We start from the raw sequence: 16,562 nt of genomic DNA, 5'->3' as shown, positions 1-16,562 counted from the left end.
GGCGGGATCAGGCGTCTTCGCGCATCAGTTGTTCCACCGCATCCACCACATCCTGCACGGTACGCACCGCGCGGAAGGTTTCCGGCTTAATTTTACGACCGGTACGTTTTTGCAGGTGAACCACCATGTCGACGGCATCAATGCTGTCGAGTTCGAGATCTTCATACAGACGTGCCGCTGGATGAATATCCTCAGGCGTAATTTCAAACAGGCTGGTCAGCAGCGAAGCCACTTCCTGATAAATCTCTTCTTTGTTCATCATAAGATTGTCTCCGCTTTCAGGCGCGCTGTTGGTTGACGAACGCTGCCAGCGTCGCAACAGAGAAAAAGTGGGCACGCAGAGTTTCACTCTCAGCGGACAACGCCACGCCGTAACGATTTTTCACTGCGAGGCCAAGTTCCAGGGCATCAATGGAGTCCAGCCCCAATCCGTCGCCAAATAGCGCAGCGTCAGTCTCTATATCATCGGAACTGAGCTCTTCGAGGTTCAGCGTGTCGATAATCATCTGTTTGATATCGTTAATTAATGAATCCATACCGGTTTTCGTCTTACCTGTTCTGGGGGACCAGCGCCTGCTGTAAATGGCGGGTCAGGCGACGCGCGGCCAGCGGCTGCGCATCGGGATTGCTTTCACAAAACGACTGACTGTCGATTCGCGTCTGTACTCGCACGGTAAACAGCGGTTTCACCGGCGGAATCTGATACCAGCGGCTCTGTTTATCAAGCATACGCTGGCTGCAGGTGATGTGAACCACACGCAGATCGCATCCGGCGCGTACCGCGATATTGGCAGCCCCGCGCTGAAGGGTCAGCGGCTGTCCGTAGCGGGTGCGGGTGCCTTCCGGAAAAATCAGAATATTGTCGCCGCGCGCCAGTCGCTGCTGACTATCCGGCAGCAGCGTCTCCGCTTCACTGTTGATCAGATAGTCGGCAGCGCGGATCACCCCACGCATAAAGAGGTTCTTTTGCAGATCGGCTTTAACCAGGCAATCCATCTCTGGCAGCACCGAGGCGATCATCACGTAGTCAATCAATGAGGGATGATTGGCGACAATCAGGCACCCGCGATCCTGTTGCAGCAGCGCTGCCCCTTCAATACGAAAGTCGTAGACCCCGGTCATCCTGCAGAAACGCAGAAAGCAGCGGAAGCTGAAGGCGATCGCACGTCGGGCCAGCAAGCGGCGGCGCAGCGAATCGCGCTGTACCAGCAGCAGCAGGTTGAAGCCAATCAGTGACAGCAGCAGCCCGCCGAGGCCAAACAGGGCAAAACTCACTGCCGTCATCACCAGCCGCCAGCAATAATTAACACGGCTGCTCGCGCACTGCGCCGGTTGTGAACAATCAGCCATAGTTTCTTTCCCAGTGCCATGTCAGACGTTCGCCTGGCAGGCTAAAGGTGGGCGATGCTGCCAGCCACTGCTGCAGAAAACGCAGGCTCTGTGGTAATGGTGACGGTGTCCTCTCCTTTGCAGCCGCGCGGCCAGTGCAGTGCAGCTGGTCGCCCGCACGCAGCAGCAGCGCCACCGCATAGGGGAAATTAATGCGCTGTTCCGACAGCCACGGCAGATAATAGTCAGGCACGATGCCATCAAAATCGACCAGCAGCACCTGCTCATAACCCGCCTGATGCAGGGCGCTGACTTCAATCAACCCCTGCTGGAAAGAGTCAATGCCGGCGGCTATTGAGGTGGAGACCAACGGCGCTTTTGCCGCAATGGTCAGGCTGCCGACCGCCGAATTGTGAACTGACATGGCAAAATCCGTGGGTGACATCGCCTGCTGATCTGCCAGCATGGTGAGGATACGCAGATTACGCTCAAGTTCACCGTGACGACTGGTAAACACGATTGCGTCAACCTGCTGACACGCCAGCAGCGCCAGACCACACTCAACCGCCGCACGACTGCCGCCGCTCAGACGACGCGCCGTCATCATCGGTAAGAATTGCGGCTTCGCCATCGGCTCTTGGGGGTCGATAACGGTGCCCTGTTGCGCCCAGTCCTGCCAGGCCTCGCGCCCGTGTAATCCCGGAGCCAGAGCCTGCCAGTCGACCAGTGAGTAAGCGAGTCTCATCTCAACACTCTTTTCGTCATACATGTGGAGTCGGCGTTCTTCGGATCGTCACCCCTGCCCCTGCAAAAAAAGTGCATTCCTGAAAGCCTCTGCCTCTACCGCATCGGGCCTTCACGGTAGTGGTTTATGGGGTGGTTCAGCAATAGCAGCTCATCTGATTTGTCGGCCGGTTGCCGGAGATCTTTATGCTCAGATCGCCTGTCGGCAAATCATTGCGGCAGCGCACGCATTACTGAGCGGCCAGGGCTGAGAGTCGTAACTGAATATCCTGATCAAGATTGGTAATCCAGCGGTTATAGTTATTGTGGATCTGGCCCTGCCCTGCTTTCAGGTTTTCACTGCTGACATAATCAATGCGGTAGTTCTGGCTGGTATAAGAAATGCGGATGGTCGCGACGAAATCACGCTGGGCCAGGCGGCCATTGATAACGCCCGGTGAAACGGGCGTCATTACCCATTTACGGCCAATCCCTGCTTCAATGATCGCCGTTTTCATCTGGTTGTCGCTGTAACGCTGAGTGAGCGTTTGATTCACGTTGTGAATCGGCGCAGTGCGTGCACAACCGGTCAATAACGCAGCAATCACTGCCAGCGTAAAAATTGTTTTTTTATTCATGCTGAATCCCTTCTTTTTTTGCTTAATATCAGTAAGTTAAACGGATTTCTCGCCTCGGGCACGCTGAACTTTTAGCACGTTTTTCCGTCTGACTGGCTTAAAACCCGCGCATGATACCATCGAATGTAAAGACAGGTAAGCAGAAGTATGAATGGGTTTTTAAGCGTTATTTAGGGGATTGCAGCGGGTAAAGTGCGCAGTCGCCGCGACAGCTCAGAGGCCGATCCCGTGCGCAGAAACTCTGGTTGCGGCTGGATCGACCTCTGAAATCACGGTGTTGATGCCAGAGTCCAGCCTCCGCCGAGCGCACGGTAGAGATCGATCTGCGCCAGCAGCAGGTTATTTTTGACGGTCACCCGATTTAGCTGGGTGGAAAACAGGGTTCGCTGGGCATCCAGTTCATCCAGATAGGAAGCGTAGCCGTTCTGATAGCGATTGCGAGCAATGCGCAGCGCCTCCGTCACATAGGCTTCCTGTTTTTGCAGTTCCTGCAGTTGTGCCTCACGCTGCCTGATGGCGTCTATCGCATCGTTGACTTCCGAGAAGGCGTTGCGGACCACTTTTTCATAGCCATAAAGTGCCTGATTCCGTGTCGCCATTGAGACATCCACCTGCGCCGTCAGCGCTTCACGGTTCAGCAGAGGCGCCAGAATGCTGCCGCCCACGCTCCACAGCCGAAACGGGTCGTCCGCTAACTGGTGCAGCACCGAACTCTGCAGAGTACCGGTGGCGGTCAGGTTAAGGCCGGGCAGTAGCTTAGCCCGCGATGAGGCCAGGCTGGCATCTGCAGCCAGTAACTGGCGCTGCGCCTGCACGATATCCGGGCGGCGATTAAGCAGTTCTGATGGCAGCAGCGCGGGCATCTGCTGCGGTAAGATTTGGTCGAACTGTTGCCGACGGGCAATGGTGCGCGGGTTCATGCCCATCAGAATGCTCAGCGCGTTCTCCTGTTGGGTGATCTGATGCTGCAACTGCGGCATCTGCGCCCTGGCCGACTGATATTCGGAGGCAGCCTGCATCCATTCCAGCCTGGAGGTGTACCCGGTTTCAAACTGACGCTGTGCCAGCTTCAGCGAATTGTTACGCGTCGCCAGCGTCGCCTCCGTGACCCGCAGTTGCTCATCCAGTGCACACAGGTTGAAATAACCCGTCGCTACCGAACTGGCGATGGTCAATTCTGCGGCAGACGCGGCGGCCTGCTGCGCAGCTAAGGTCGCCTGCGCCGCTGTGATGCTGCTGCTGCGCGCCCCCCAAAGATCGACCTCGTAGTTCGCCTGTAATAAGCCCTGAAAAACATCGCTTTCATACGGCTGGCCCGTGACTGACGAGAGCGTGCGCTGACGGGTAGCAGCCACCCCAGCACTCAGGGTTGGAAAATTATCGCCCTGCGTTGCACGCAACTGGGCACGATACTGATCCACTCTGGATCGCGCCGTAAGAATATCGGGATTATTGCGCAGCGCCTGCGTCACCAGCCGGTTGAGAGACTCATCATGAAAAGCGTGCCACCACTCCGCCTCCGGCGCGGTAGATGGCCCGACACTATGGCGCCAGGCGTCGGGGATCGGCAGAGAGGCCGGTGCCTTTTCAACCTGGGTGGCACAGCCTGTAAGCAGTAGTGCCACAACGCCGATCAGTAAACGAACCTTCATCGTGCGCCCTCACCGGCGGGCTGGGCGGCGGTGTCAATGTTGACTTCAACCGACATACCGGGGCGCAGCTGGCGCATATCCTGATCGTTGATGCGGATGCGAACCGGAATGCGCTGCGCGATTTTAACGAAGTTACCGGTGGCGTTGTCGGGCGAAATCGCACTGAACTCCGAGCCTGCGGCCGGAGAGATAAACTCAACCTGACCATTAAAGCGTTTGCCATCCAGCGCATCGACCCGAATCGTTACCGGCAGGCCAGGACGAATATTTGCCAGTTGGGTCTCTTTCAGGTTCGCGATGATCCATTTGCGATTAGGCACGACTGAGGTCAGGCGCGTACCGGCCGTGACATAGGCGCCGGTGCGTACCGATAGCTGACCGAGCTGGCCATCGTCGGGCGCGGTAATTCGGGTATTCGCCAGATCGATCTCCGCCAGTTCCAGCGCGGCGCGAGCGCTGTCGACATCGCCCTCCAGCGCGTCGCGGTTAACGATGACGGTTTGCAGATTCTGCTGGGCTACCGCGATCTGCGCCGCAGCCTGACGCACCTGTGCCTGTGCCTGCGCGTTTGCGGCTCGGGCGGCATCACGTTCGCGCACCGACAGCGATCCATCCGCCGTAAGGTTGTCAACGCGCTTAAGATCGAAACCGCTTTTCAGCGCCTGTGCTTTGGCATTCTCCAGCGCCGCTTTATTGCTTTGAATGGTCGCTTCTGCGCTGCGCCGCTGCTGCAGGTTATTATTCAGTGCCGCCTGCTTCATCGTCAGCTGCGCCTGCGCCTGATGCACCCGCTGGCGATAGATACGGTCGTCAATTGTCATTAGCAACTGCCCTTTTTTCACTGGCTGCAGATCAATCACTTCTACCGAGGTGAGATAGCCATTGACCTGCGGACTGATGAAGGTCACCTGGCCGCGCACATACGCATTCTCGGTGCTTTGTATTGCGCTGGTGAAGGGCCAGAGTTGCCAGGCATAGAGGATAACCAGTACTCCAATGACGACAATGCCGCTGCCTGCGGCGATAGAAAGAATACGGCGACGATTCGCGCGTTCACGCTCCACCGCCTGAAGCTCATCCTGCTGACTCATTGTTTCTCCGTTGCTTCCTGTAATGCGGCCAGCTGTTGCTGCTCACGCAGGTTGAATTGCGCCTGACGCCAGTCAAGATAACGACGCCGGGTTAAACGCCAGATCACCCACATCAGGGTGACCAGTGCCAGCGCGGCGGTTAGCAGGTAGGTGTCGTTATAGGCGAGCACGTTTGCCTGCAGCGTGGCGACCGTCTGTAACTGGCTGGTGCTCTGCGCACCGCGCAGAACATCGTCACCCACCAGCGAATTAAACAGCGCATTATACTGGCTGAGCCGTTCGGTGACGTTGGGGTCGAGCAGGGAAAGCTGATCGCCCAGCAGGCTGGAGTGATATTTTTCCCGCCAGACCTGAAACGTGCCAAGAATGGCGGAGCCAATCAACCCACCAAGGTTCTGACTCATGCCAAACAGCACTACAAAACTCACCAGATTTTTCGGCTGAGTGACCACGCTGCCAATGCCCATCAGCATTGCGGGTGCCATGAAAAATGCGCTGCTGAAGCCCAGCAGAAACTGGCTGAAATACATCTCACTGGCGCGGGTCAGCGGGCTGGATTGCGCATCCATCAGCGAGGCAATAATCATCACGATCAGCGAGGTGACAATCGGCCAGCTGAGATGATTGGGCTTAATGGTCATCGCACTGGCGGCGATGCCGACGATAACCCCGGCAATGATCGCCAGTGCCAGACCGCGCATCTGATCGTTCTGCAAGCCGATTAGCTGCAAAAAGCCGACCGCCCCGGTGTTCTGTTCCGCCAGTACAATACGGATCATAATCATCACAATGCCAAGCCGCACCATCATGCCGCTGCTGAGCCAGCGGGTGTTGATCAGCGGATTGCGCCGGTTATGTTCAATGACAATCGCAGCGACAATCAACGTCAGGGCGATCGCACTACAGATACCGAGCCACGGTGTGGTGAACCACCACTCAATACGTCCCAGCGTTAATACGCCACACAGTAGCGCCATACCAGGTGCCAGCAGGATAAAGGTGACGAAATCCATCTTTTCAAAGGTTTTGATACGATCGCCCGGTGGCAGTTTCACCAGCAGCACGCCGCCGAGCGCAATCAGCGCCAGACCGAGTTCAAACAAATAAAGACCGCGCCACTCATTAAGCTGCAGCAATTCAGAAGAAAATAAGCGGGCCAGCGGGATAGCCAACTGCGAGACCGTCAGGCCAATCACCAGCGCTTTCAGACGATGTTTTGCTGGCCAGGCCTGTACCTGATAGTAGATGCCCAAAGAGCTGAGCGCCGCAGCCACCATGCCATGAGCGGTACGCACTATGATCGCCGAGCTAAGGTCGTTGGCGAACAGATGGAAGAACGCCACCAGCACATAAAGCACCAGAAACGCCTCGGTAAAAACGCGCAGGCCAAACTGCTGACGGAACTTCACCAACAGCAGGTTAATAGAGATGTTGCCCATCACGTAGACCGCTGGCAGCCAGGCAATTTCATTCGACCAGGCACCAAAGGTGCCCTGCAGATTAACCAGATTCGCCGTGACCAGCGCGTTACTCAGCGCACCGGTCAGCGAGATAAGTAAACCTATCAAGCCAAACGCCAGCCGTTTTGGCATCGGATGCAGCGGAGTCGAGGGCGAGCCCGGCAGCATCGGTTTTTCGTGCGGCAACCACTCGCGTGCAGCGTAGGGATTTCGCTTTGCCACTGCTACATACTTCCCATGCGGCTCAGCAGTTGTTGCAATACGCGCTCGGTCACGGCCAGATCCTGGGGATCAATATCGGCCAGCATTTCAGTGCGGAGTGCGTCAGCCTCAGTTTTCACTTTGGCAAACGCTTCGTTGCCCTTGTCAGTCAGCACCAGGTGACGTTTACGTCGATCTTCTGGCGGCTGGACCCGCGTCAGCAGTGACTGTTTTACCAGCCGATCCACCAGCGGCACCATGCTGGCATCTTCCAGCCCCAGTAGCTGCGCCAGTTCGGTTTGGGTCATGCGTTGCGGTTCACTGGCAATCAGCCCGATGGCCATCCAGCTGCTCATGCTTAAGCCGCTATCTTTAAGATGACGATCCACCGCCAGACGCCAGGCATGTGCGGTCAGATGCAGTAAGTGGGTAAAGGTACGCGTATGCTGAGACAAATGTTAGCAGCCTAATAGTAAGATATCTAATTGAATGGAGGCGTTATTATACGCAAAGCGAAAGGCGAATGAAAAGCGTCCGGTCTGTTAAAAATTAGTGGATCGCGGCAGAATGTCCAGGGGCCTAAACCGGGAGCCGGATAACATGAAACAGGCATCAACAAACTGGGTCGATTTACGCTGTGACGCCGTCAGCGGTATTGAGGTACTGCGCGCCCATTTTACCGGCCACGCCTATGATCCTCACTGGCACGACAGTTATCTGATTGGTGTAACCGAGCAAGGTGTACAGCAATTTCATTCACGGCGCAAACAGCATCAGAGTCGGCCCGGTACGGTCTTTATGCTGGAGCCGGAGGAGCTGCATGATGGTGATGCCATCAACGACAGCGGTTTCACTTACCGGATGCTCTATCTTTCACCGCAGCAGATTGCCCGATACCTCGCACCTAATCAGGCTGATGGCTCCTTATCGCGTGAGCTACACTTTGCTGCCACGCTGCGCGATGACCGCCCGCTGGCTTATGCTGTCTGGCATGCGTTTGATGCGCTGTGGCACAACCATCCCGCCATCATTAAAGAGGCGGCGCTGGACCGGATGTTTGGTCAGCTCACCCCCTACCGGCAGTGGTCACTGCCTGCTCAGTTACTGGATAAAGATGCCCGGCTGGCGCTGCAGGCACGTGACTGGCTGATTGCCCATTATATGGATAATCCCGGCCTGGTGCAGATGGCGCAGCATCTGCAGGTAGATCGCTTCCGGTTATCGCGACTGTTCAATACTCACTGGGGTTTGCCGCCCCACGCCTGGCTGGTGCAATGGCGGCTTAGCCTGGCGCGTCGTCAGCTGGCGCAAGGGCAGCCCGTCGCCGATGTGGCAGCCGCGCTGGGTTTCGCCGATCAGAGTCACCTTGGCCGCTGGTTTAAACGCGCGTGCCAGCTTTCCCCGGCCCGCTATCAGCACGCCTGCACAAATCTTCCAGACCTGGGTTAAGCCACTTGCCACAATGCGTTTTTTAGTCAGGAGAAGCGCAATGCAAGACCCACGATGTGTGATGATACTGAATGCCGCTCTGCCGCCAGGCAAAGCCACCAATGCTGCCGCCGTGATAGCATTAACCCTGGGACAGCGACATCCGGCGCTGGTTGGCGACACCCTGCAGGATGCTGAGATGCGACCTTCACCCGGTTTGATCGCTACCGGGATTCCGGTGCTGGCAGCGACCAGCGAACAGCTCAATGCATTGCGGGAACAGTGCGAACAGGCTGAGTATGATCTGGTACTGTTTCCGGAAGAGGGTCAGACCACCACCGATTATCAGGCGCTGAGCGCCGTCCTGCGGCAACAACCGCGTCAGCAATGGCGTCTGCTGGGAATCGCGGTCGTCGGCGATAAAAAAGCTCTGCGTAAGCTCACGTCAAAACTGACGCTGTTCAGTTAATCTTTTTGCGGGACGCTGGTCACTGCGTCCCTGTCCTGCTCTGCTCCCCCGTCAATCCCGCCGTTTGTACAGGTTATCTGTACAGATTTTGGCTCGGAATAATTCTTATAAATGGTTGATAAGGTATTAATAGCACTTTTTATCAAAGGATCCGATTGTACAGATTGGCCTTCATTGTATAAGTTTACTGCCATGCGTTGTCATGCGACTCTGCAATGAATGATGCTCTTGCGTCGCCTCTGAAGGTGTCAGTGGATTTCCACCTCCAGAGGTTATTTTTTATCTGCTCAATTTGTGACATTGGTACCATCGCATCTGTCCATGCGAGGTTTTTTTTGATCGCTTTTGTCCTGACATCCGAACTGGAATCGGGCTGTTCTGAAGGGCTTACACATGCAACATATTCTTCCCCGGACTCATCAGGAAATTGCTGATTATTTTAATTCTGCTGCCAATAAGCCAGCCAGCGAGATGGAGATGATGGGCATCCTCGTTGCAGAAATTTTGCAATCCGGCATGCCAGTAAACAATAAAGCTATTATCTCAAAGCTTATTCATCGGCTGGAACTGGAAAGCGACAGGGAGTTATTGGATATCTACCGACAGCTGCTTGAACTGGTGGTCCATAAAACCCCGGACGATTTCTCACTGTAATCGCGACTCCACGGAAGGAGTCATCCGCCTTTTTCTGGCATCTTAGCCTATCGCCCGTTACTATCTGTCCCTCACTGTTTATCCTGATCTTCCCGCCCCTCGCGCGGGAGCAAAATAACTAAAGAGCCTGCAATCCTCTATGAATCAAACCAATGATGTTGCCACAACCGACGTTGCGGCGTGCGATATCAGCATGGGGCGCGTTCTGCGTTCGCCTGCGCTGCTAACCCGTGAATGCCTGGCCGGAGTGATTACCGCGCTGGCACTGATCCCTGAAGTGATCTCCTTTTCCGTGATTGCCGGTGTAGACCCGAAAGTCAGCCTGGTCGCCTCGGTGGTGCTTTGCCTGACCCTGTCGATACTGGGCGGTCGTCCGGCAATGGTCACGGCTGCAGCGGGTTCAGTGGCGCTGGTTATCGGGCCGATGGTCCATCTACACGGCGTTGAATATATTCTGCCCGCAGTTGTCATGGGCGGCGTGATTCAGATTCTGTTTGGTGTGGCCGGTCTGGCGCGCATGATGCGCTATATCCCCCGCTCAGTGATGCTGGGATTTGTGAATGCGCTCGGGGTGCTGATTTTCTTTGCTCAGGTGCCGCACGTCTGGGGACAGTCATCACTGGTGTGGCTCTTTTTTGCCGTCACCCTGGCTATTGTGCTGCTGTTACCGCGTCTGATAAAAACTGTTCCTTCTCCCCTGGTGGCCATTGTGGTGGTAACGGCAGTCGCACTGCTGATGGGCTATCGCATGCCGAACGTCGGCGATGAAGGGCCAATGAGTCCCGGTCTGCCCGGTTTTAACAGCCTGCTGGTGCCCCTTAACCTGCAAACCCTGCAGATTATCTGGCCCACGGCACTCAGCATCGCCTTTGTCGGGCTGATGGAGTCCTTGCTGACCGCCAAACTGGTCGACGACCTGACTGATACCCCTTCGAGTAAGCGTCGTGAATCCTGGGGCCTGGGTGTGGCGAATATTCTGGCAGGGTTTTATGGCGGTATCGCCGGGTGTGCGATGATAGGTCAGACCATCGTCAATGTTGAGCTGGGCCGGGCACGCAGTCGGGTCTCTACTCTGGCCGCCGGTCTGGTGCTGCTGTTACTGGTGACCGGGCTGAGCCGGATTATGGCGCAAATCCCTATGGTGGTACTGGCCGGGATCATGATGGTGGTCGCAGTGAAAACTGTTAACTGGCATAGCCTGCAGCCCGCCACCCTGAAACGAATGCCGTGGTCGGAAACGTTGATTATGGTGCTGACGGTGGCGGTGACTGTGTGGACAGGCAATCTGGCTCTGGGCGTCCTGGCTGGCGTGATCCTGGCGATGCTGCTGTTTGCCCGCCGAATTGCGCACGTTATTCATGCGGAACGCCAGTTGAGCGAAGATGGCGAGTCGGTACGCTATGTGGTGCGCGGCCCACTGTTTTTTGCCAGCAGCAACGACCTGTTCGAACACTTCAATTACGCCCATGATCCCAAACAGGTCACTATCGATTTAACGTACGCGCAGATTTGGGATGCGTCCAGCGTCGCAGCGCTTGATGGGATTGAGTATCGCTATCAGCGTTATGGAGCAGAAGTCACCATTGAGGGGCTGGATCCACGCAGTACTGACTTCCATCAGCGCCTCACCGGTAATTTCGGCTAAGAGAGTCCGTTCTGCTGCCTCTCCGGCAGCAGAACTCACTCAACCTGTTGCCGCCGTGCCCGATAGCGGCCAACCATGGTGATCAACGCCTGATAGAGTAAACCGGCATAGAGACTGGTCAGAATCGCCAGACCAGGCTCTTTGCCCTGCTGCTGCCATGACATAAACCACATGAACACGCCCCACAGTACAGAGAACACCAGCCAGCCGCGGACGAACTTCATAATGCCATTCATAACAACTCCTTTTAAATAAAGAGCTACCTTAGCGCGCTCCGGCCTGGAACGCATTGTCAGCATGCACGAGTTGCGAGGCGTCTCAAATAATCGCCGACAATTTGCCATACGGGTCGATGGCTTAACCCTGTCCGGGCGATTTTGTGGTGATTTTCAATACACTGCGGTTTTTTTCCTGCGACCCCGGCCAGCAATCCTCCGCGCTGCCAACAATCTGCCTGAGGTCAGTTGACCAGCAGGTAAGCTGCCAGGTTGATCTGCGGGCTTCCTCACCGTCTCCAAACCCAGCCACCGCCAGATGGATAACCTGACCAACGTCCCTGATCGCCGGCATTGCACCAAATGCCAGCAGATCACTTTCACAAAAGAGTGCCTGAATACGCTCAGCGGAACGGGTCTTTTCAGATAATGAATCATCACCTGATAAGTGCAGTTAAGATCGTCCCCCCACTGTCAGTTCAGTGTTCAATGCCATACCCGCCGCCAGCAACCAGGTGCTTAAGCCCTGTTTTTCGCCAGTGCACCGCGCTGACTCTGCATAAAAGCGTACCGCTGATGCCCCTGAGTAAACGGTAATTCTGCTGTCATCTCCTCCACTAACTCACGCAGCCTGCCAGATGAACGTAGTGAGAGCCACCTCAGGTCGGCACTCATCAGTACGGTGATAACACCGCGCACATTAAGCTGGCGCATCACTGATAATACGGGGTAAAGCCGATTCAGCTAAGTCGGGGCTGAAAGAGGTAATCTTAGGAATTAACATTTCTGTGACGGCAAGTAGCAGGCACCACAACACGATAAAACACCCCTTTTCAACAGGTTATATAATTCGAGACAGGTCGCTAAAATGAGTGGAGTCAGATGTAATATTGGTGCTGGCTAAGCAATAGCAGGGATGGGAAAGGCGTTAACAGGAATGTAGCGGATGGAACGCGTACCAGGAGTGAACCCCATCGTCACCCCACTAAGAGTTGCAGTCACACCTTCATACTCTGCCCGAAAGGCGTGTCTGGAAAAGCAGCGCGGTGTGCACAAGGATAGGGCTACTCTCTCATCGGGCAAGTGCAAGCAGCGGGTATTTACCAAACAATATTGTGATCTGGTTGCTAATCAAAACTCTCAGAAAAATAATCATACGTTATTTATAAAATTTTTAAAAAAAAGTTAAAAAAACGAATGCCAAAAATAACAAAACTACAGGTCACTTAAATCTACGGAAGGAGATCAGTACCTGGTCCTACATTATTTGTGAGGTTCCACAGGATTGTATAGATAAATAGGGAATATTTGGACATATTACTATTTATATAATTTCCTGCCAGCCCTTATGATTATCTACGTTATGTCATAGCCGGTATATAATATCTTCTATCAAAAAGGAAATTACTATGAAAGAACTTCGTAAGAATCAAATCGAGATGGTTTCTGGTGCTGGCTGGCAGGAGAGCTTCGAAGGCGCGGTTATTGGTGCGACGACCTACGCGTTTATCGGTGGTAAATGGGCTGGAGGGATTTCAGGTATGTTGACTTTCGGCCTGTCGCAACTCGTCGGTGTCGTAGCGGGTCTTGCTATCGGCGGAGTCGGTGGCGCACTTTATGGCGCGACCCATACATCAGAACAGGTTGAAACCTTCTTCAACAAAATTATGGAATTCGCTGGGTGATGCTTTAAGCCAACAGGAGAGTGCCTATGCAAGGACTCTATCCATGGTGGCACTCTTTTTTATTTTTAAATCAGAGAAAAGACCTTATGCGGCATCTAAGTCATCATGAAATAAGCATCGTTGCAGGCGGTGTCGCAACCGCTGCAGAAGTTGAAGCAACGGGTGAAGCCATTTTAAATGGTGCAGTAATTGGCGCAACAACACTTTCATTTTCTTTTGGCAAATGGGCTGGAGGGATTGCGGGGATGTTAACCTTTGGTCTGTCACAACTCCTCAGTGTCGTGGCTGGTCTGGTTATTGGCGGAATAGGTGGTGCGATTTATGGCGCTTCTCATACGCCCGCAGAATCAGAAGATTTCTTTATGGGTATCCTTAAAGACATCGGCTGAGAATTAATCGACATGTAGCTCAATTATTCATACTCCTCGTTTTTTGACAGTATAAAAACGTAAAACCTGTGACCAGCCATATCTGGGCTGGTCGCTTTTACACGCCGTAAAACCTTCAACATCTCACTTACCAGAGCAGACATCATCTGAAATTACGTCGTCCCGCATGCAAACGGTGTGGACTGCTTTTGCTGAAACGCTTCCAGTCTTACATTGATTCGGCATTCTGGAATGAGTTAAGTAGGTTTTGGACCTGTCACGGTTAAGCCATCCTGAATAGCAGACCGATCTGCGTCGCCTGTAGCGAGGTGTCCAGATACCTGGACACCTCGTAATCCGCAGTTATTTAAAGCGGCTCACATCCGTAACCAGTGCAACGTTGTATGTGTGAACGTTCTTCTAATGCTCCTCAGCAATAGAGCGGCTCAGAGCCTACCTCCCCCATTACATCAAGGCATTAACCGACAGCGCCAGTAAACAATGAGATGACGAGTCATGACTGCTGTGCAGTCAGTTAACTGAGGCAAGATTATCGTGATAATAAGGCAACAATTATTGTGGAATAGCGGGCACAAAAAAACCGCCTCTGAGGGGCGGTCATACGACACTGCTTATCATTGATTTTATTGGTAATTCGATATGGTGCCCGGGGCGGGACTTGAACCCGCACAGCCTTACAGCCGAGGGATTTTAAATCAGGCGCTTTTAGAATTTAAATCAACACAATAGACCAATCTTTCATAATATAGCATCAGTGTCAGTCCTAATTTATTCAATAACTTAGTAGTGAGCATGAGGCCTTATTATGAAGTATTTTCCTTAAATTATCGGCCTGCTCGGTTCATAAACGGACACTATCTCGGAAGTTACTTTCCCCAGCACGATAATCCCATCCATGCCATCTCCGTCGATCGTTTCACCGTCCGAAGTGATAATCCCCGAACTGAATAATCTTCCCAGTTGCGGGAACTCGCCGAGCTGGAACGCGACCTTGTCGCCTGGCACTGGCTTCAGCGATTTATCCGCCAGCACGAACCCGTCAGGCGTCTCAATCAGGATCATGTTGTTGCGGTGAGGCATCAGGACATCGTTCAGGTCGATACGCCGCTCTATGTAATCTGAAGCTGGTGATGGAAACCCCATAATTACCTCACGTATCCCATGTTGCGTAACGACCAGGTCTTATTCTCGCTTTCCTCTGTAACCAGCTCGAAGAAGAAGTTCTGGTACCGGCGAATCCACCGGTTGCACTCCTGTAGCGTCCAGACGTGATTCACGTCATCCAGTCGCTTCTGGAACGCCGCTGTTGTGACAATCTGCCGCCCCCTGATGTCCTTCGTTATCGCTCCAACGAAGGCTGCATGTATGTCGCCCTCTCTCGCCATGATAAATCCCCCCCTAACAAATACTGTATGGATAAACAGTAATATCAATCGGTAGGTTTGATCAAGGCGAGCTGGTACACAGATTTGTAAAGGGGTTGAGCCGAAAGGGATTTTTGGTTGGCGCTTCCGGTGGTGAGTGACTAATCTCAAATCACCCATCCCGCAGCCTGCTGTGGCAGGAGCGGCTGAGTCATTGCCCGGTGGCCGAGCTTTTTTATGTCCTTACATTTATGATCGATTCCTTGAACATCTCTTAACGAAATGACAAAATTCGTTATCTACATTTTCAGGTGTTCACATGGCTAAATTATTTGCCCGCTATATGACAATCGGCATTCTTAATACGCTCATTCATTGGGTAGTGTTTGCCATCTGCATTAAAAACGATCAGTCTCAATCACTTTCCAACTTCGCGGCCTTCTGTGTTGCTGTTACGTTCTCATTCTTCGCAAATGCACGGTGGACCTTTAGCTCTGAGGCGACCACATTCAGATACATGATGTATGTATTTTTTATGGGTGCCGTTGCCACTCTTATTGGTAGCTCGGCAGACCGGCTGCATGTGAACCCTATAGCGACTCTGGTCGTATTTTCTGCAGTGAGCCTTGTTTGCGGATTCCTTTATTCTAAATATATTATTTTTAGAGAGAAAAATGAAGATATCGCTAGTAGTTCCCGTCTTCAATGAAGAAGATGCGATAAGATATTTTTACAGCGACGTAAGATATAAAGAATTTTTGAAGCCATACGAAATCGAAATCGTCTTCGTGGATGATGGTAGTACCGATTTCACGCCGCAACTAATGAAGGATATGCAAGAAAGTGACCCATTAGTTCGGAATATATTCTTTACCAGGAACTTCGGTAAAGAAGCGGCGCTCTTCGCAGGCATCGAATGTGCCACTGGTGATGCGATTATCCCTATAGATGTTGATTTGCAGGATCCGCTGGAAGTGATACCCAAGCTAATTGATTGCTGGCAGTCCGGCGCAGACATGGTTCTGGCTAAGCGTACTGACAGGAGCACTGACGGCCACATGAAGCGCAAGACTGCAGAATGGTTTTACCGCCTGCATAATAAAATAAGCTCGCCAAAAATTGAAGAAAACGTTGGCGACTTTAGGCTAATGTCTCGCACCGTGGTTGAGAGCATCAAGCTTCTGCCCGAGCGTAACCTGTTTATGAAAGGCATTCTGTCATGGGTTGGCGGAAGAACTGATATTGTTGAATATACGCGTGAGAAACGTGTGGCCGGAACAACAAAGTTCAATGGTTGGAAGTTGTGGAATCTGGCTTTAGAGGGAATTACTTCCTTCTCTACGTTCCCTCTACGCATGTGGACATATATTGGATTTTTCGTTGCCGGACTATCTTTCATTTATGGCATCTGGATGATAGTAGACAAGATATTCTGGGGTAATCCCGTGGCGGGCTACTCTTCTCTTCTGGTTTCAATTCTTTTTCTTGGAGGTGTGCAACTGATTGGGATTGGAATTCTGGGAGAATACATAGGTCGTATCTACATTGAGACCAAGAAAAGACCTAGATATATTAAAAAGGAAGACAGAGAATAAAATTATGTTATATATGGAAAACAG

At 53.1% G+C, this 16,562-nt stretch carries 21 protein-coding genes; 9 read left to right on the top strand and 12 right to left on the bottom strand.

Features of this window, described 5'->3' with window-relative positions:
• Positions 1 to 7: 7 nt before the first annotated feature.
• The 9 genes from WFO64_RS03355 to WFO64_RS03315 all read right to left on the bottom strand — a co-directional run bounded on the left by WFO64_RS03355 (position 8) and on the right by WFO64_RS03315 (position 7,549).
• Positions 8 to 262 carry an acyl carrier protein gene (locus tag WFO64_RS03355; RefSeq protein ID WP_337008911.1) on the bottom strand — a complete coding sequence of 85 codons (255 nt, stop codon included), beginning with the start codon at positions 260 to 262 and terminating at the stop codon, positions 8 to 10.
• Between the two features lie 16 nt (positions 263 to 278).
• A complete protein-coding gene (locus WFO64_RS03350; protein WP_337008909.1) occupies positions 279 to 536 on the bottom strand; it encodes a phosphopantetheine-binding protein in 258 nt (85 codons plus the stop codon).
• Between the two features lie 13 nt (positions 537 to 549).
• A complete protein-coding gene (locus WFO64_RS03345; RefSeq protein WP_337008907.1) occupies positions 550 to 1,350 on the bottom strand; it encodes a lysophospholipid acyltransferase family protein in 801 nt (266 codons plus the stop codon).
• Positions 1,343 to 2,074, bottom strand: coding sequence for a beta-ketoacyl synthase chain length factor (locus WFO64_RS03340; protein ID WP_337008905.1), 732 nt, complete (start codon positions 2,072 to 2,074; stop codon positions 1,343 to 1,345). Before WFO64_RS03340 ends, WFO64_RS03345 begins: the two co-directional genes overlap by 8 nt.
• Before the next feature lie 229 nt (positions 2,075 to 2,303).
• A complete protein-coding gene (locus WFO64_RS03335) occupies positions 2,304 to 2,690 on the bottom strand; it encodes a hypothetical protein (RefSeq protein WP_337008903.1) in 387 nt (128 codons plus the stop codon).
• Between the two features lie 269 nt (positions 2,691 to 2,959).
• Positions 2,960 to 4,342 (bottom strand): efflux transporter outer membrane subunit, encoded by a 1,383-nt coding sequence (locus WFO64_RS03330; RefSeq protein WP_337008901.1) that lies wholly within the window; start codon positions 4,340 to 4,342, stop codon positions 2,960 to 2,962.
• On the bottom strand, positions 4,339 to 5,433 hold the full coding sequence (locus tag WFO64_RS03325) for an HlyD family secretion protein (RefSeq protein WP_337008899.1): 1,095 nt from the start codon (positions 5,431 to 5,433) through the stop codon (positions 4,339 to 4,341). The genes WFO64_RS03330 and WFO64_RS03325 overlap by 4 nt, the downstream gene beginning before the upstream one ends.
• Positions 5,430 to 7,115, bottom strand: a complete 1,686-nt coding sequence (locus WFO64_RS03320; protein WP_337008897.1) for an MFS transporter — start codon at positions 7,113 to 7,115, stop codon at positions 5,430 to 5,432. Before WFO64_RS03320 ends, WFO64_RS03325 begins: the two co-directional genes overlap by 4 nt.
• Before the next feature lie 2 nt (positions 7,116 to 7,117).
• Positions 7,118 to 7,549, bottom strand: a complete 432-nt coding sequence (locus WFO64_RS03315) for a MarR family winged helix-turn-helix transcriptional regulator (RefSeq protein WP_337008895.1) — start codon at positions 7,547 to 7,549, stop codon at positions 7,118 to 7,120.
• Positions 7,550 to 7,694: 145 nt separating this feature from the next.
• Here WFO64_RS03315 and WFO64_RS03310 point away from each other — a divergent pair, with 145 nt between their 5' ends.
• From WFO64_RS03310 to WFO64_RS03295, 4 genes are all read left to right on the top strand, one after another.
• The gene (locus WFO64_RS03310; protein WP_337008893.1) at positions 7,695 to 8,543 is read left to right on the top strand and encodes an AraC family transcriptional regulator; all 849 of its coding nucleotides are present in this window, start codon (positions 7,695 to 7,697) and stop codon (positions 8,541 to 8,543) included.
• Positions 8,544 to 8,583: 40 nt separating this feature from the next.
• Entirely contained in the window at positions 8,584 to 8,991 is a 408-nt protein-coding gene (locus WFO64_RS03305) for a DUF2000 domain-containing protein (RefSeq protein WP_337008891.1), read from the top strand.
• 393 nt (positions 8,992 to 9,384) lie between these two features.
• Positions 9,385 to 9,645 (top strand): biofilm/acid-resistance regulator YmgB/AriR, encoded by a 261-nt coding sequence (locus WFO64_RS03300; protein ID WP_337008889.1) that lies wholly within the window; start codon positions 9,385 to 9,387, stop codon positions 9,643 to 9,645.
• A gap of 139 nt (positions 9,646 to 9,784) precedes the next feature.
• Complete coding sequence (locus tag WFO64_RS03295; RefSeq protein ID WP_337008887.1) at positions 9,785 to 11,290, top strand: SulP family inorganic anion transporter; 1,506 nt, start codon at positions 9,785 to 9,787, stop codon at positions 11,288 to 11,290.
• 35 nt (positions 11,291 to 11,325) lie between these two features.
• Here WFO64_RS03295 and WFO64_RS03290 read toward each other — a convergent pair whose 3' ends face one another.
• Positions 11,326 to 11,526, bottom strand: coding sequence for a DUF6404 family protein (locus WFO64_RS03290; protein ID WP_337008885.1), 201 nt, complete (start codon positions 11,524 to 11,526; stop codon positions 11,326 to 11,328).
• Between the two features lie 925 nt (positions 11,527 to 12,451).
• Here WFO64_RS03290 and WFO64_RS03285 point away from each other — a divergent pair.
• The 3 genes from WFO64_RS03285 to WFO64_RS03275 all read left to right on the top strand — a co-directional run bounded on the left by WFO64_RS03285 (position 12,452) and on the right by WFO64_RS03275 (position 13,579).
• Entirely contained in the window at positions 12,452 to 12,694 is a 243-nt protein-coding gene (locus WFO64_RS03285) for a hypothetical protein (protein WP_337008883.1), read from the top strand.
• A 220-nt stretch (positions 12,695 to 12,914) separates the two neighbouring features.
• On the top strand, positions 12,915 to 13,190 hold the full coding sequence (locus tag WFO64_RS03280) for a hypothetical protein (protein WP_337008881.1): 276 nt from the start codon (positions 12,915 to 12,917) through the stop codon (positions 13,188 to 13,190).
• Positions 13,191 to 13,216: 26 nt separating this feature from the next.
• Positions 13,217 to 13,579: a hypothetical protein gene (locus WFO64_RS03275; protein ID WP_337008879.1), complete on the top strand. Its 363-nt coding sequence runs from the start codon at positions 13,217 to 13,219 to the stop codon at positions 13,577 to 13,579.
• 819 nt (positions 13,580 to 14,398) lie between these two features.
• Here the strand turns inward: WFO64_RS03275 and WFO64_RS03270 are convergent.
• Complete coding sequence (locus WFO64_RS03270) at positions 14,399 to 14,722, bottom strand: phage repressor protein (protein WP_337008877.1); 324 nt, start codon at positions 14,720 to 14,722, stop codon at positions 14,399 to 14,401.
• Positions 14,723 to 14,724: 2 nt separating this feature from the next.
• Positions 14,725 to 14,964 carry a hypothetical protein gene (locus tag WFO64_RS03265; RefSeq protein ID WP_337008875.1) on the bottom strand — a complete coding sequence of 80 codons (240 nt, stop codon included), beginning with the start codon at positions 14,962 to 14,964 and terminating at the stop codon, positions 14,725 to 14,727.
• Between the two features lie 298 nt (positions 14,965 to 15,262).
• On the opposite strand from WFO64_RS03265, the gene WFO64_RS03260 reads away from it, so the two are divergent.
• Positions 15,263 to 15,652, top strand: a complete 390-nt coding sequence (locus WFO64_RS03260) for a GtrA family protein (RefSeq protein WP_337008873.1) — start codon at positions 15,263 to 15,265, stop codon at positions 15,650 to 15,652.
• Positions 15,618 to 16,538, top strand: coding sequence for a glycosyltransferase family 2 protein (locus tag WFO64_RS03255; protein ID WP_337008871.1), 921 nt, complete (start codon positions 15,618 to 15,620; stop codon positions 16,536 to 16,538). Before WFO64_RS03260 ends, WFO64_RS03255 begins: the two co-directional genes overlap by 35 nt.
• Positions 16,539 to 16,562: the final 24 nt, after the last annotated feature.

The sequence above is a fragment of the Pantoea sp. AS142 genome (assembly GCF_037152305.1).
In the GTDB taxonomy this organism is placed as follows: Bacteria; Pseudomonadota; Gammaproteobacteria; order Enterobacterales; family Enterobacteriaceae; genus Pantoea.
Note: the sequence above shows the minus strand (reverse complement) of the source record. Positions and strands in the feature narration are given on the sequence as shown.